Annotated in this window: 16 protein-coding genes; 2 read left to right on the forward strand and 14 right to left on the reverse strand. The window is 40.9% G+C overall.

Annotation, left to right across the window (positions count from 1 at the left end; all coding sequences use genetic code 11):
- The first annotated feature begins 109 nt into the window (after nt 1-109).
- Nucleotides 110-1,750, forward strand: a complete 1,641-nt coding sequence (locus Q1W14_RS16955; protein WP_300703562.1) for a beta-N-acetylhexosaminidase — start codon at nt 110-112, stop codon at nt 1,748-1,750.
- 88 nt (nt 1,751-1,838) lie between these two features.
- Here the strand turns inward: Q1W14_RS16955 and Q1W14_RS16960 are convergent, their stop codons facing one another.
- The 12 genes from Q1W14_RS16960 to Q1W14_RS17015 all read right to left on the reverse strand — a co-directional run bounded on the left by Q1W14_RS16960 (nt 1,839) and on the right by Q1W14_RS17015 (nt 12,377).
- Nucleotides 1,839-3,494: an AMP-binding protein gene (locus Q1W14_RS16960; protein WP_300703563.1), complete on the reverse strand. Its 1,656-nt coding sequence runs from the start codon at nt 3,492-3,494 to the stop codon at nt 1,839-1,841.
- A gap of 60 nt (nt 3,495-3,554) precedes the next feature.
- Nucleotides 3,555-4,103, reverse strand: a complete 549-nt coding sequence (locus Q1W14_RS16965; protein WP_300703564.1) for a cupin domain-containing protein — start codon at nt 4,101-4,103, stop codon at nt 3,555-3,557.
- Nucleotides 4,104-4,130: 27 nt separating this feature from the next.
- Nucleotides 4,131-4,904: a pyrroline-5-carboxylate reductase gene (proC, locus tag Q1W14_RS16970; RefSeq protein ID WP_300703565.1), complete on the reverse strand. Its 774-nt coding sequence runs from the start codon at nt 4,902-4,904 to the stop codon at nt 4,131-4,133.
- A gap of 127 nt (nt 4,905-5,031) precedes the next feature.
- The gene (locus Q1W14_RS16975) at nt 5,032-6,156 is read right to left on the reverse strand and encodes an aspartate aminotransferase family protein (protein WP_300703566.1); all 1,125 of its coding nucleotides are present in this window, start codon (nt 6,154-6,156) and stop codon (nt 5,032-5,034) included.
- 32 nt (nt 6,157-6,188) lie between these two features.
- Nucleotides 6,189-7,157 carry an N-acetyl-gamma-glutamyl-phosphate reductase gene (gene argC / locus Q1W14_RS16980; RefSeq protein ID WP_300703567.1) on the reverse strand — a complete coding sequence of 323 codons (969 nt, stop codon included), beginning with the start codon at nt 7,155-7,157 and terminating at the stop codon, nt 6,189-6,191.
- 7 nt (nt 7,158-7,164) lie between these two features.
- Nucleotides 7,165-7,359 (reverse strand): PspC domain-containing protein, encoded by a 195-nt coding sequence (locus Q1W14_RS16985; protein WP_300703568.1) that lies wholly within the window; start codon nt 7,357-7,359, stop codon nt 7,165-7,167.
- Nucleotides 7,360-7,376: 17 nt separating this feature from the next.
- Nucleotides 7,377-8,585, reverse strand: coding sequence for an argininosuccinate synthase domain-containing protein (locus Q1W14_RS16990; RefSeq protein ID WP_294594186.1), 1,209 nt, complete (start codon nt 8,583-8,585; stop codon nt 7,377-7,379).
- A gap of 12 nt (nt 8,586-8,597) precedes the next feature.
- Nucleotides 8,598-9,155, reverse strand: coding sequence for a GNAT family N-acetyltransferase (locus tag Q1W14_RS16995; RefSeq protein ID WP_300703569.1), 558 nt, complete (start codon nt 9,153-9,155; stop codon nt 8,598-8,600).
- Between the two features lie 30 nt (nt 9,156-9,185).
- Nucleotides 9,186-9,659, reverse strand: coding sequence for an arginine repressor (gene argR, locus Q1W14_RS17000; protein WP_294594191.1), 474 nt, complete (start codon nt 9,657-9,659; stop codon nt 9,186-9,188).
- A gap of 151 nt (nt 9,660-9,810) precedes the next feature.
- Nucleotides 9,811-10,272: a DNA-binding protein gene (locus Q1W14_RS17005; protein ID WP_300703570.1), complete on the reverse strand. Its 462-nt coding sequence runs from the start codon at nt 10,270-10,272 to the stop codon at nt 9,811-9,813.
- A gap of 271 nt (nt 10,273-10,543) precedes the next feature.
- Complete coding sequence (locus Q1W14_RS17010) at nt 10,544-11,599, reverse strand: BamA/TamA family outer membrane protein (RefSeq protein ID WP_300703571.1); 1,056 nt, start codon at nt 11,597-11,599, stop codon at nt 10,544-10,546.
- Between the two features lie 97 nt (nt 11,600-11,696).
- The gene (locus Q1W14_RS17015; RefSeq protein ID WP_300703572.1) at nt 11,697-12,377 is read right to left on the reverse strand and encodes a porin family protein; all 681 of its coding nucleotides are present in this window, start codon (nt 12,375-12,377) and stop codon (nt 11,697-11,699) included.
- 60 nt (nt 12,378-12,437) lie between these two features.
- Between Q1W14_RS17015 and Q1W14_RS17020 the strand changes: the two genes are divergently transcribed.
- Nucleotides 12,438-13,382 (forward strand): helix-turn-helix domain-containing protein, encoded by a 945-nt coding sequence (locus Q1W14_RS17020; protein WP_300703573.1) that lies wholly within the window; start codon nt 12,438-12,440, stop codon nt 13,380-13,382.
- A gap of 85 nt (nt 13,383-13,467) precedes the next feature.
- On the opposite strand, the gene Q1W14_RS17025 is transcribed toward Q1W14_RS17020, so the two are convergent.
- Complete coding sequence (locus tag Q1W14_RS17025) at nt 13,468-13,788, reverse strand: hypothetical protein (RefSeq protein ID WP_300703574.1); 321 nt, start codon at nt 13,786-13,788, stop codon at nt 13,468-13,470.
- Nucleotides 13,789-13,796: 8 nt separating this feature from the next.
- Nucleotides 13,797-14,615 (reverse strand): RNA polymerase sigma factor, encoded by an 819-nt coding sequence (locus Q1W14_RS17030; RefSeq protein ID WP_300703575.1) that lies wholly within the window; start codon nt 14,613-14,615, stop codon nt 13,797-13,799.
- Between the last annotated feature and the right edge of the window lie 16 nt (nt 14,616-14,631).

A 14,631-nucleotide genomic window follows, 5' to 3' on the forward strand; every position in this document is an offset into this window, starting at 1 on the left:
GATAAAGTTCAAATTTCTCGCAAATATAAGTCTTTTATCCATTGGGTTTGTATAAAAAGTCTATATTTGCAATGTTAATGATCAATCATCTATGTTACTTAAGAATTTTATGGCTGCAATTATTGCAATTTCTTCAATTGCCGTACAGGCACAGGAGAGACAATTCAACATTATTCCGGAACCAGTGGAAATTTCCACTACCGGTGACTCTACCTATCGAATAGGACGTAATACTCCGATTCATGTTTCAGAAACAAGTTTGCAGTTCTCAGCGGACTATCTGGCGGATTATATGAACCGTTATCTGGGTATTCCTTTGCAAATAGAAAAGGCTAAGCCAAGTAAGCGAAAAACTGATCCAAATGCAAAACCTGCGATCTTCTCCGGGATTTTTCTGGTCGATAAAAAGAAGGACGAAGTTTCCGGTGGCTACAAGCTGACTATATCAGCGGATAAAGGAGTCCTTATTGAAGGTAATGATGTGGCAGGCGTTTTTTATGGTGTACAAACACTTATTCAATTATTGCCTACCCGTGCCGGTGTATTACCCATATTGCCATCCGTACAAATCGTAGACTATCCACGTTTTGCTTACCGTGGTATGCATCTGGATGTAGTGCGCCACTTCTTTCCCGTCGATTTCATCAAGAAGTATATCGACTATCTGGCATTGCATAAACTGAATTACTTTCATTGGCATCTGACAGACGACCAGGCTTGGCGTGTAGAGATGAAGTGTTGTCCTGAGTTGACCCAGCAAGGCTCTGTGCGTGAAGGCGAGATATTCGGACTGTATCCCGGTAAGTATGAGCCGTTGCCATACGGCGGTTATTATACTCACGAAGAGGTGCGTGAAATCGTGCATTATGCTGCCGAGCGGCAAATTACGGTGATCCCGGAGATTGATATTCCCGGTCATTGCATGGCAGTGCTTGCTACGTATCCTCAATTCAGTACAACTCCCGATGAACCCAAGAAGTGTGCGTTGACTTGGGGCATTTTTAATAAGTTCAACAATGTATTGGCTCCCAAACCGGAAGTATTCGATTTCCTGAAAGATGTATTTTCCGAACTTTGTGACCTTTTCCCCGGGCAATATATCCATGTGGGTGGTGACGAATGTGCCAAGCGCTGGTGGGAAGAATCTGAAGATACACAACGATTCATGCATGAGCATAACCTGAAAGATGAAAAGGCATTGCAAAGCTACTTCATTCATTATGTACAGCAGGTCGTGAATGGGAAAGGTAAGACACTTATCGGTTGGGATGAAATACTCGAAGGGGGGATCTCCGAAGATTGTGTTGTAATGAACTGGCGTCGTCCTGCTTCTGGTATAAAAGCTTTGAAAACGGAACACCGCACTATATTTACTTGTTCTGCCTGGTCATACTTCAATCTGAAAGAAAGCCGTACACAGATAGAGATCGGTCCTCGCGGTCCGCTTTCTTTAGAGAAAGTCTATGAGTTCCAGATTGTTCCCGATTCTTTAAAGTCCGAACAAGAAAAACTAATCTGGGGTGCTCAGGGGTGTTTGTGGACCGAGTATATACCTACTACATGGAAAGCGGAATTCGCCATCTTCCCCCGTATGTCGGCACTATCAGAAAATGTATGGTCTCCATTGGAAAAGAAAGATTGGAATAACTTCGCCCGCAAGGTTGAAAAGCAAGTGGAACGTTATGAGCTTTGGGGCGCCCGCTATTCAGATGCATTCTTCAGAGTGCAGGATATTGAAAGAAAACGATAACCTTTAGGGGGGAATGCCGTTTCCTTTAAAGGGAACGAGCGTTTCCACAGCAAGAAACGCTCGTTTCTCTTTGAGGGAAACGGAAGAACTACTTTTCGTCGTTCTTCCTGATCTCTACACGGCGTATTTTGCCACTGATAGTCTTTGGAAGTTCTTCGACGAATTCAATGACGCGCGGATATTTATAAGGAGCGGTCACTTTCTTTACATGATTTTGAAGTTCCTTGATAAGTTCTTCTCCGGCACGTGCCTTATATTCGTTTGCCAATACAATCGTTGCTTTTACTACTTGACCGCGAACTTCGTCGGGCACGCCGGTAATGGCGCATTCTACAACGGCTGGATGTGTCATCAAAGCACTTTCCACTTCGAACGGGCCGATGCGGTAACCACTACTCTTAATAACGTCGTCAGCACGTCCTACAAACCAAAGATAACCATCTTCGTCTTTCCAGGCAACGTCTCCCGTAAAGTAGATATCATCATGCCATGCTTCGTGGGTGCGTGCAGCATCCCGGTAGTATTCTTTGAATAATCCTAATGGTTTGCCTTTATCTGTACGGATTACGATTTGTCCCTGCTCGCCGGCCTCAACGGAACGTCCGTCGTGGTCTATCAAATCCACATCATATTGAGGATTAGGCAACCCCATACTACCCGGTTTGGGTTCCATCCAAGGCATGGTGGCAACGGTAAGCGTTGTTTCGGTTTGTCCGAAGCCTTCCATCAACTTGATGCCTGTAAGTTTCTTGAATGTGTCAAATACAGCAGGATTCAATGCTTCTCCTGCAATGGTGCAATAATGCAAAGAGGAGAGATCGTACTTCGTCAGGTCTTCATGAATCAGGAAGCGGAAGATGGTAGGCGGCGCACAAAGAGAAGTTACGCGGTAATTCTGAATCTTCTCCAGAATGTCTGCCGGAGTAAATTTCTCGTGGTCATAAACAAATACGTTGGCTCCTGCAATCCACTGTCCATAGAGCTTACCCCATACTGCTTTTCCCCAACCTGTATCGGCAATGGTGAGGTGCAGGCTATTCTCAGTCAGGTTATGCCAAAAACTACCTGTGACGATATGTCCTAACGGATAAGTATAATCGTGAGCTACCATTTTGGGTTCGCCGGTGGTTCCACTGGTGAAGTACATCAGGGAGATGTCGTCATTACTATTTACGTGTTCCGGTTTTACAAAAGGTGCGGCGGTTTCAATTCCTTTGTGGAAATCTTCGAAGCCTTCAGCTATTTCAGGACCTACGCTAACGAGTTTCTTTACCGTAGGACAATCCGGCATTGCAGCTACGATGTGGTCGGTAATAACCGATTCACCTGCGCATACAATCATTTTGATGTCAGCGGCGTTGCAACGGTAAATAATGTCTTTCTTGGTAAGCAAGTGAGTGGCGGGAATCACTACTGCGCCAAGTTTATGCAAGGCAACAATGCTGAACCAGAATTCATAACGGCGTTTCAGAATTAACATAACCATATCGCCATGTCCGATGCCAAGGCTTTGAAAATAAGAAGCCGTCATATCGGTATAGCGCTTCATTTCGGCAAAAGTGAACTGTCTGTGTTCTCCTTTGTCGTTTGTCCATAACAGTGCAGGTTTGTCGGGTTGTTCAGCTGCCCAGGCATCTACTACATCGTAGCCGAAGTTGAAATCATCCGGTACGTTTATTTTTAAATTCTTGATGAAATCTTCCTGTGATGTGAAGGAGATTTGTTCTAAAAATCTTTCTACCATAATCTTTTGAATTAAGAATTAAGAATTCTTCATTCTTCATTTTGTTTAGTTCTTCTTTTGTTACATGATAACAGCGAGGAAACGTACATTCTTACCGTCCAATGCTTTCATACCATGAGGCAGTTTGGAGTTGAAGTAAAGGCTGTCTCCTTCATTCAGTATAAGGTCTTTGCCTTCGATGCTGAGCATCATGCGACCTTCTAACACGAGGTTGAATTCTTGTCCCGAATGACTGTTGTAATGTATAGGTTCATCGTTGGGTTCTACGGTAACGATAAACGGGTCGGCATTGCGGTTCATGAAACCGGAAGCCAGTGATTGATATTTATAGGCTTTTGTACGTTCGATACTGACACCTTTTCCCGCACGGGTCAGGAAGTAAGAACTCATTTTCGGCTCTTCACCGAACATCAGTGCATCGAGAGCAACGCCATAATGACGTGCAATCTTTTGCAACATACTGACGGAAATGTCGAAATCTCCGGTTTCAGCCAGACGGTATTCTTCAGCAGATATATCGCAATCGCGGGCAATATCTTCGGAAGTCAGTTCCAAAACATCACGGAGTCCGCGAAGACGTTCTGCAATTTGTTTGATTTGTTCGTCCATGTAATTTAGTGATTAGTGATTAGATAACTATTTTGATGCTTTCATAGCATTGATAACAGTCGAAGTAAATCCATCGTGCTCCAGCTGATTAATTCCTTTAATGGTAATTCCGCCCGGAGTACATACTTTATCTATTTCTATGCTGGGATGCGTATCATTATTCAGGATAAGTTCGGCTGCACCTTTCACAGACTGAGCTACCATTTTCATGGCGTCTTTGGGATATACTCCCATTTCGATACCTGCTTGCATGGCTGCCTGAATATATTTCAATACGTAAGCAATGCCACAAGAAGTAAGGGCTGTGGTAGCAGCGATCTTCTCTTCCGGTATTAACATGGAAAGTCCCATTTCATTGAAAATATCCACTATCAGTTTTTCCTGTTCGGGGGTAGCGTTGCGGCTGGCAATAAGTGTCATACTGGCAAGCTCGCTGATGGCTGTATTGGGCACAAGGCGGAACATCGTCATTTCAGGTTCGGCAACGTAGTGAGCCAATTCTTCGAATGGAATTCCGGCGGCAATAGAAATGAGAATCTGTTTGCTTTTCAGTTTCAAATCACGTACAACTTGCTTCATGAACCAAGGTTTCACGGCGAAGACAATCATTTCTGCTCCGGTTATGGCATCTTGGTTGACTGTGGTTGTTTTTATTTCAGGAAATTCACGGAACAGCTGCTCCAGTTTATCTTCTGAAGGATCAGCCACTATTATTTCTGAGGCCGGGATGATACTCCCTTTGGCTAGCCCACGAGCAATTGCACCGCCCATGTTTCCGGCACCGATAATCGCAATTTTCATATCATTCTGTTATTAAAAGGGTTGTCAATGGGGCAAAGTTAGAGTTTTTTCTATAAAAAACGACCGAAATTGAAAGGTAATCTTCATTTCGGTCGTTTCTTTTGTTGGCTGATTATAATATCAAATATTAAAGTACTTTCTGAAAGCGTTCTAGAAAGAGATTTGCTTCGTCCATGCTGAGGCAAAGAGGTGGCAGCAAACGGATTACATTCGTACCACTTACACCCGTAAATACATGTTGCTCTTTCAGCAGGCGTGTACGCAATTCCTTGATGGGTTCTTCAAATTCCAGCCCTATCATCATTCCACGTCCGCGAACTTCTTTGATTTGAGGGAATTTTTTCAGTTCGGTTATCAAATACTCACCTACTTTGGCGGCATTCTCTACAAGATTCTCTTGTTCTATTACATCCAGTACGGCAAGAGCGGCACTGCATGCCAGGTGATTTCCACCGAAGGTCGTTCCTAATTGTCCGTAAACGGGAGTAAACATCGGACTTATCAATATGCCTGCCATTGGGAAACCGTTTCCGATGCCTTTGGCTATAGCTATGATGTCGGCTTTGATGCCATTGTATTGGTGAGCGAAGAACTTACCGCTACGTCCGTAACCACTTTGTATTTCATCCAGAATCAGTATCGTGTTGTTTTCCGTACAAGCTTCACGCAAAGCATGCATAAACTCGTCTGTAGGCAATTGAATGCCACCTACGCCCTGTATACCTTCGATAATAACGGCACAAACGTCACCTTTCGCCAATTCGGCCTTCATGACTTCGATATCATTCAGCGGAAGAAATGTTGTTACGTGTCCGCAATCGTTGATAGGCGCAATGATCTTCGGGTTGTTGGTCACTTCTACTGCCAATGAAGTGCGTCCGTGGAAGGATTTGGAGAAAGAAACAACGCGGGTACGTCCGTTATAGAAAGAAGCCAGCTTCAATGCATTTTCGTTAGCTTCGGCACCGCTGTTGATGAGGAATAAGGAATAGTCGTCATAACCGCATACTTTTCCTAGGCGTTCTGCCACTTCTTCTTGCAGCTTGTTGATTACTGAGTTGGAATAGAATCCCAACGTTGCCACTTGCTTGCTGATCATCTCTACATAATGCGGATGTGCATGTCCGATAGAGATTACCGCATGTCCACCATACAGGTCGAGGTACTCCGTACCATTCTCGTCCCATACCTGGCAGCCTTTTCCTTTGACAATATTGATGTCAAAAAGGGGATATACGTCGAATAAATTCATAAGACTAATGTTTAATGATTAATGTTTACTGGTTAGAAGGCGGCAGGTTTCAATCGAAGTCCTATTGTCTCTTCCAGGTTAAACATCAAATTCATGTTATGAACAGCCTGACCGCTGGCACCTTTCAATAAGTTGTCAATGCAGGAAATGATGAGCAGCTTGTCGCCATGCTTCTCCAAGTGGATGAGGCATTTGTTGGTGTTTACCACTTGTTTCAGGTCGATGTTCTTCTCTACAATAAAGGTGAAAGAATCTTTGGCATAGTACTCTTCGTACATGCGGACAATTTCTTCCAGAGCTACCTTTGTCTTGACAACAATGGTAGTAAAAATGCCACGGGGAAAGTCGCCACGGTAAGGAATAAAATCTATTTCCGAGTCGAAGCTGTTTTGCAACAGTTTGAGTGATTGCTTGATTTCGGGCACGTGCTGGTGGTCGAAAGCTTTGTACACACTCATGTTATTGTTGCGCCAGCTGAAGTGGCTTGTGGCACCCGGTTTCACTCCTGCACCTGTACTACCGGTAATAGCATTTACCATGATGTCATCATTCAGCATCAGGTGTTTAGCAAGAGGTAATAAACCTAATTGGATGCAAGTGGCAAAACATCCCGGATTGGCAACATGCTTCGCTGTACAGGTAGCACGGCGGTTCAGTTCCGGCAGTCCGTAAATGAAGTCATGTTCGGGAGATGCGATGCGGTAATCCATGGAGAGGTCGATAATCCTCAACTCTTCGGGTACATTGTGACTTTCGAGGAACTTCTTCGTGTCGCCATGTGCAGTGCAGAAGAAGAGAACATCAATTTCGTCCAATGGCAGCTCGTCGGTGAATACTAAATCTGTTTCTCCGTACAGTCCTTCGTGTACGTCGGTAATTTTGTTGCCGGCATTGCTCGAACTGTTTATAAAAACGATTTCCGCTTCCGGATGGTTGATAAGCAAACGTATCAGTTCGCCTGCCGTATATCCGGCTCCGCCGATGATTCCTACTTTTATCATGTTTATTTTATCTTTTTTCTGGAACAATAAGCCACATTATGAGGTATACAGGTATTCCTGCAAAAGCAGTAAATATCGTTAATAGTGCATAACCGATGCGTACGAGTGACGGGTCGAGCCCGAAGTAATCTGCCAAGCCTCCGCAAACGCCTGCCAACATTTTGTCGCTGCGTGAGCGTGTAAGTTTCTTATTATTCTCCATAGTGTTATTCTTGTGATTTATATTTTTTCGTCTTTATGATTGGCGTAATAAGCACGTAGCGGGGTAGAAGTTACTTTAATAAATCCTTTTGCATCTTCTGCAGTCCAGCCTTTTTGCATTTCACCGTATTCGCCTAACTTGTTTTTTACAAGGTCGTCTTCACTTTCCACACCTACGGTAGAGAAGCTGAGTGGGCGGAGTTCAAGAATAGCCGTACCATTTACATTGCGTTGAGAAGACTCAAGCATAGCTTCAATATCACGCATTACCGGTTCCAAATACTGGCTTTCGTGCAAGAACATTCCGTACCAATTGGCTACCTGGTCTTTCCAGTATTGTTGCCATTTGCTCAATGTGTATTTTTCCAGGAAGCGGTGTGCACCGATAATCAGCATAGGTGCGGCTGCCTCGAAACCTACACGTCCTTTGATACCGATAATTGTATCACCAACGTGCATATCGCGTCCGATACCGTAAGCGGCACCAATTTCTTCTACTTTCAGAATAGCTTGGATAGGATCGTCGAATTTCTCATCATTAACTGCTTTCAGTTCGCCGTTTTCAAAAGTGAGGCGCAGTTGTTCGCTACCTTCTTTCGTACAATGCTTCAGATAGGCGCTTTCGGGTAAACCTTGGGCTGAGTCCAGAATTTCGCCTCCACAGATGGAAGTACCCCACAATCCTACATTATAAGAGTATTTCAGTTTGGCGAAGTCGGCTGCAAAACCGTGCTTGTTCAGGTAATCAATTTCTTCCTGACGGCTCAGTGCCATGTCGCGTGTCAGTGTGATGATTTCTACTCCCGGAGCCATTACCAGGAAAGTCATGTCGAAACGAATCTGGTCGTTACCGGCACCTGTAGAACCATGTGCGATGGCATCCGCACCAATCTCGTTGGCGTAGCGTGAAATGGCGAGTGCCTGGAAAATACGTTCGGAACTTACAGAGATAGGGTAGGTTCCGTTGCGCAATACGTTACCATAAACCATGTATTTCAGGCTCTTTTCGTAATACTCTTGCGTTACGTCGATGGTTACATATTCTTTAGCGCCCAGTTTGTAGGCGTTCTCTTCGTTGGTTTTCAGCTGTTCGGGGCTGAAACCTCCGGTGTTGGCGCAAGCTGCATATACTTCATAACCTTTTTCTTTAGCAAGGTACATTACTGTAAATGAGGTGTCCAAACCGCCGCTGAATGCGACTACTACTTTTTTCTTCTTAGCTTCCATATCTTTGTATATTTATATTTTATCTTCTTCGTGTAACTTCGGATCGTATAGCATTGCCGTGCAAATACAGAATTTACGATTCTTAGCTACTAATATATCGTGGTTAATGCAACCTTCGCAACCTTTCCAAAAGGATTCATCGTCAGTCAGTTCATTGAAGGTTACAGGGACATACCCCAGTTCCGTATTCATTTTCATAACGGCAGCTCCACTGGTCAGACTGAATATTTTTGCATTAGGCCATCGCAATCGGGCAAGGCGGAAAGAGGCGGTTTTAATACGTTTTGCCAATCCTAAACCGCGGAAGTCGGGATGAACAATCAATCCGGATGTAGCTACATACTGTTTGTTGCCCCAGCTCTCAATGTAGGTAAAGCCTGCGAACTCCTCTCCACACAAGGCGATGATAGCTTTTCCTTCTTTCATCTTAGTTGCTACATATTCGTGTGTACGTTCTGCGATGCCCGTTCCGCGTACCTTGGCAGCATCCCGGATGGTATCCAAAATTTTATCCACGTAAACTTCATGTGAGGCATCGGCCACCATCACATCAATTTGTTTCGAATCCATTTCTTTATTTTAATTTCTTATTTATATGACTTACTTCAAATGCGGAATGATTTGTGACAAGAAGATGCGTACTTCTTCGTGAGATGCCGCTTCGTGAACAACCATCATAATAGTATCGTCTCCGGCTATAGTACCCAAGATGGCGGGACATTCGCGATTGTCGATGTCGTATGCCATGCTACTGGCATATCCAGGGCGAGTACGGATAACAGCGATATTGCCGGAAAATTGAATGGATATAAATCCGCTATTCATTAGCATTTCGCTGGCACTCTGGTCGTTAGAACGTTTGTACATGATGTTGTTCGGCAGTACATAGACGTATTTACCGTTCATATTGGCTGCTTTTGCAACTTTCAACTGTTTCAAGTCGCGTGACAAGGTGGCTTGTGTCAGCTCAAAGCCTTCCTTTCCCAAAGCCTGCAATAATTCTTCCTGAGAACTTACGTCTTTGCTTGAGATAATCATCTTAATGGCGTCTAACCGATTGGCTTTTTTCTTCATGTTTATGTATAATTATTCCAATGATGGCGCAAAATTAAGGATTTATTTGGAAATAATATGCAAAAATGATCGAATTTTTATTCTATTTTAAAAGAAAGCCGGACTGTTTATGCAGCCCGGCTTATACTTTTACTATCGAAAAATCGCTCCTTTATCCTAACGGATTATCATTTTCATCTCCTGGTTTTCCTGTGCTTCCTCCGCTTTCACTAGAAGTATCTTCCGACTCAACTACCATACGGGTTACACCTGAATTTTTCATCATATTCTTCAATCGTTGTCCCGGTACGAAGATCAACTTTTGTCGATAAATCACATCGGACGTCACAGCCTTGGCCTCATCTTGGCTTTTGCTATTCAATCCCGGTCGGATGCTGCCGAAGTCTCCTAATCTAATGGTCGCACCGATACTGGCATATGTGCAAAGTGCGTCGATCATACCGTCGAGAACGGCTTTTACAATACCTCTCGGTACAAATCCCTGACTAGCAACCTGATCACATAACATACTGAAATCAATATCCGCTACCGAAATTGAAGCGGCTACATACTTTTCTACCTTGGCATCACCGATACCAATTTTTCTTTTTCTTACTGCATAACGAAATGACATAATTGTGTTTGTTTTAAATTAATAAAATAGTTTTGTTTTGTGTTTTAAGCTTAAGACATGGCAAATATATAGTTTTAATATTTAAAAAGAGGCTTTTCCAAAAAAACTTTCTTAATACATATTTCAATTGATTGCTATATAGATAGTTATATGAACTATTATCAATAGAACCAACTGAAATCCCTAATTAGTAAACCATTAATTGTGATTATTCGCTAAGAGTTTTTATCTAGATCACTAATTTGAATACAGTCTTGCCAAACATACATTTTTAGAATGCTTCAGCAAACTGAAATAGAAATCCGGCAGTATCTTTACCGAAGCCATAATCAATACGTATATTTACATTGTGTTTAAACTCAATCCGCAATCCCAAACCATAATTAGGTAAAATATGTTTCATCTCTAATTTTTTTAAAGAAGGGAACACAGTTCCGCAACCTAACCATGCCACACAACCAATACGACTATAAATGTGCTGTCTTAATTCCAGTTGTGTCGTCATTTGATTACAGTCTATATAGCGACCACCATAGTAACCACGCATCCGGCTATCTCCACTTCCTAATTCTTCCCTTAATGGCCAAGGAGTATTATTACTATTAAATTGTCCGTAAAGGTCAAACGCAAGGACACTACTTTTCCACATAGGGGTAAAAGCATCGAAAATCATCGTTGTATTAAACAAAGTCTTATTATAGGAGCTTAATAAATCCGGATAAATGATTTCTCTTGCCATGAAATAGATACCACGTTTAGGATTTAAGATGAAATCGCGTGTGTCATATTGGATAGATGCTCCGATTCCCGTGAAGAAATAAGAATTCTTTTGTCCTTCCAGATAAGTGAGGTTAGACATTTTAGTCAAATCTGCATATTTTATATAGAGAGCCGCGCCGACATGAAAACTCTTGGTGAGTTTATAAACGTAGTCCGATTCCCAGTTGATAAGTTGTTTGGTATATTCTGAAATTGGATTCACATTACAGGCATCGTATGTAATTCCCCAAAAGTCCTGTGTCTTATGTTGAAACTGCAAGCGATAACTCAAACGAGCCTTATTTCCCCTGAAGTGATTGTTCCCTTTTACGGTAATCCCATAAAAGCCATTCATCATTGCACTTCCCGATAATGATATGTCGGAAGGTTGCATGATAGAATCCATGCGGTCTAAACGGTATAATGCGGTTGCAGCACCTCCGATGCCAACGCCACCCTCCCGGGTATAACAAGGAGCTACTACAAAACTCATATCCATCTTTTTCTCGAATGTTCTGTCTACATTTCCATGAAAAAGGCTATTCCAGTATTTTTTTAATCCTTTCACTTGTATTGAATCTGATTGAGCAGAAACATTTTTTGCAAAAACAAGAAGGATAATTATGCTAAAAACGAAGTGTTTTATATTCATATTCTATCTGTTTTTATTTTGCAAATCGGTAAGCTACTCCAATACTGATAGTCTGGGGATGCATTTTAATTCTACTGCTATTCTCATCAAGTAAATTGGTTACACTCGCCTTATAAGTGGCGTTAATTTGAAAACCTGAAATAAACTCATAGCCTATCTTAATGCCGAAACCAGTATTCGAATCACTTAAAGCGGGTAATCCCGTAGTACCGTCTTTCTCATAAAGATCTTGTTTTACTCCGTCGTACTTGAATGATGCTCCCAAGCCAAATTCGGTGTAAGGTCCTATCCCTATGTGTATACGGTTTCCCTTTGAAAAGCAATAATGATACATGGCATAAATAGGAATTTCCATTCCCCAATAACGATACTCACCTGTTTGATTGTCCCATTCAAAATCAGAATTTTTGTAATGAAATAGCATTTCTCCCTGGATGGAGAAAGATTTAGAGATACCTAAATTAAGGAAACCACCAGTGCTAAATCCTAGCTTCATATTACTTTTGCTGTCATTGATACCTGAATGGATAAAATTAGATGCATTCATTTCTAAAATCGGTCCACCTGTGAAAGTGATTTTTTGTTCTTTGGAGAACTCTATTTCTTTGCTTGTTGCATTTAGGGGCTGAGCTTTTAGTATGCTCATACAGCTTACAGCTAATACTGAAAGGATAAAATACTTCTTCTTTTTCATTTTGATGTTATTTTTTGCCGCAAAAGTAGGCAAAGTCTTATCGCACAAAAAGGTCATTTCATGGAGAATATTGGACGAAACTCTAGATTATTGTTTTATATCCAATATTTTGCTCTATTTTTGTGTTCTAATCCTTATATAATAGATGGAATGGATATATTGAATTTACGAAATGAAGCACAAAGCAACAGGCAGTTTTTATGTGTGAATGATGATTTTTACATTTTTGATGTAACCAATAATAGCTTATCAAATCATCCATTCAAAATAGATATGTACGTATGTTGTATTTGCCTTCAAGGAGAAAGCATAGGAAAAATAAACTTATCTCCCTATCGTTTAACTAGCGCAAGAATGTCAATCAATGTCTCAGGACAAATTCTGGAACAGGAATTCATAAGTGATGATTTTAGAGGAATTTGTATTTTTATGTCGGACAAATTCATTAGTAGTTTGGGATTACCCTATAACTTTGAGACCTATATGTTGCTGCAAGACAAACCTATTTTGGATTTAAAATCGGGACAACTTGAGGCCATACTTTCCTATTGTACAATGGTTCGTAGGGTTATAGAGAATAAGCATCCCTATCAATTAGATATTATCAAGCATCTGACTTGTGCTTTCTTTTATGGCATGGGATACTATTTTCATCAATTATCAGAAAATAGAATACTATCAAACAATGAAGCGTTAATGAATGACTTTTCAAAAGAAGTGCAACTATTCTACAGGAAAGAAAGAAAAGTACTTTATTATGCGGATAGACTTCATTTATCCGCAAGTTATCTATCCACTATCGTAAAGCGTGTTAGCGGGAAAACTGCTGCGGAATGGATTGATGATTACGTTGTATTGGAAGCAAAAGCGCTATTAAAGTCCACTAAATTGACAATACAGCAAATCAGTGATGAATTAAACTTTCCTTCTCAATCGTTTTTTGGTAAGTATTTTAAAAGAATAACAGGTTTATCGCCTAAAGAGTACAGAGAAAAAATTAGATAGATTGCAAAAATGCTTTATCATGACTATGCACTTTGAATAGTGCAACTAACGTGAAAAGTAAGTTGCATTTCTTGTTAGTATATATTTAGTTATATAAATAGTGTCCAATAAAACCAACTAAAGTTCCCAATAGCAAACCATTCATTGCGATTATTGGCAAAGACTTTTTATCTGAATCACTAATTTGAATAAGCATAGGAATTGTCAATGCCAGGCCTACGATACCACCTTCCAGCCACCAAGCAATATGTGGTATCTCTATATTAAGAATTACTATCGAAACAAATAAATAATGAAAGAATGCTGATGCAATAGAACGTCGTGGCAATTTTTGTATAATCATAGGAATTACATCTACGGTTCCTGCAACCAAGCCCACTACTATCGAAAAGATTAATTTATCCATATTACAAATTATTTGGTTATTGAAAAATCATCGGTTTTAATCAAGTTAATGAGAAAATCTTTAGCCTGCTTTTTAGAAGCATGTTTTAGTAAGTTGGCGTATAAAGCTGTTGCAGCATCAATATTTTCCATTGCATTTTTTGAATTAGAAATTGTGTCAGGTATTGCAGATGATAAATATGGTAATGTTAAATCTACTCTATGTTGGCTTAGCGCATAATTAACCCGATTCATACATTTGCATTTTCTCCCTCCTCCATGTTCACAGTACTCAGATAAAAAAAGGCTCATTACTTTTTTGCAGCGGGACAATCGTTGTCTAAAATTATCTGCTGATAATTCTGTAATTTCACCACCGATACTGCTCTCTACTTGAAACATGGTCCCTAAAATGAAAACTAATCTATCCAATGGAGCTAAACATTGGAGCAGCACATTTGTACACGATATTTTAAGTTCCTCAGATAATAGGCTTTTTTCAGCTAAACTAATTTGTTCGGTAGCAGACAATACATAGTTATCTATATCATTACCAAATATCTCAAAAGATAATGGACGATTCATAAACAGTTTATCCTTCTCATTGAGTAAATGATTCACTGCGATACGATAAACCCAAGTCGAAAATAAACTTTCTCCTTTATAAGAAGATAGATTTGTAATGACTTTGATTAAAATATCCTGTTTTACATCTTCTGCGTCTTCAATTCGTCCAAGCATGCGCAAAGATAAGTTGAAAACTCTTTCCTCTATGCTTGCAATAATTAGCTCCAATGCAGTTTCCGAACCATTGAGTGCTTGATTTATTTGCTCTATTTTTATTTCCATAATTTCAGCCTTTTAT

Origin of the sequence: Bacteroides sp., assembly GCF_030151085.1 — a bacterium.
GTDB lineage: Bacteria > Bacteroidota > Bacteroidia > Bacteroidales > Bacteroidaceae > Bacteroides.

Coding starts and splice junctions, on each gene's coding strand:
- Q1W14_RS16955 (WP_300703562.1), top strand. CDS start 110: ATGGCTGCAATTATTGCAATTTCTTCAATTGCCGTACAGGCACAGGAG.
- Q1W14_RS16960 (WP_300703563.1), bottom strand. CDS start 3,494: ATGGTAGAAAGATTTTTAGAACAAATCTCCTTCACATCACAGGAAGAT.
- Q1W14_RS16965 (WP_300703564.1), bottom strand. CDS start 4,103: ATGGACGAACAAATCAAACAAATTGCAGAACGTCTTCGCGGACTCCGT.
- proC (WP_300703565.1), bottom strand. CDS start 4,904: ATGAAAATTGCGATTATCGGTGCCGGAAACATGGGCGGTGCAATTGCT.
- Q1W14_RS16975 (WP_300703566.1), bottom strand. CDS start 6,156: ATGAATTTATTCGACGTATATCCCCTTTTTGACATCAATATTGTCAAA.
- argC (WP_300703567.1), bottom strand. CDS start 7,157: ATGATAAAAGTAGGAATCATCGGCGGAGCCGGATATACGGCAGGCGAA.
- Q1W14_RS16985 (WP_300703568.1), bottom strand. CDS start 7,359: ATGGAGAATAATAAGAAACTTACACGCTCACGCAGCGACAAAATGTTG.
- Q1W14_RS16990 (WP_294594186.1), bottom strand. CDS start 8,585: ATGGAAGCTAAGAAGAAAAAAGTAGTAGTCGCATTCAGCGGCGGTTTG.
- Q1W14_RS16995 (WP_300703569.1), bottom strand. CDS start 9,155: ATGGATTCGAAACAAATTGATGTGATGGTGGCCGATGCCTCACATGAA.
- argR (WP_294594191.1), bottom strand. CDS start 9,659: ATGAAGAAAAAAGCCAATCGGTTAGACGCCATTAAGATGATTATCTCA.
- Q1W14_RS17005 (WP_300703570.1), bottom strand. CDS start 10,272: ATGTCATTTCGTTATGCAGTAAGAAAAAGAAAAATTGGTATCGGTGAT.
- Q1W14_RS17015 (WP_300703572.1), bottom strand. CDS start 12,377: ATGAAAAAGAAGAAGTATTTTATCCTTTCAGTATTAGCTGTAAGCTGT.
- Q1W14_RS17020 (WP_300703573.1), top strand. CDS start 12,438: ATGGAGAATATTGGACGAAACTCTAGATTATTGTTTTATATCCAATAT.
- Q1W14_RS17025 (WP_300703574.1), bottom strand. CDS start 13,788: ATGGATAAATTAATCTTTTCGATAGTAGTGGGCTTGGTTGCAGGAACC.
- Q1W14_RS17030 (WP_300703575.1), bottom strand. CDS start 14,615: ATGGAAATAAAAATAGAGCAAATAAATCAAGCACTCAATGGTTCGGAA.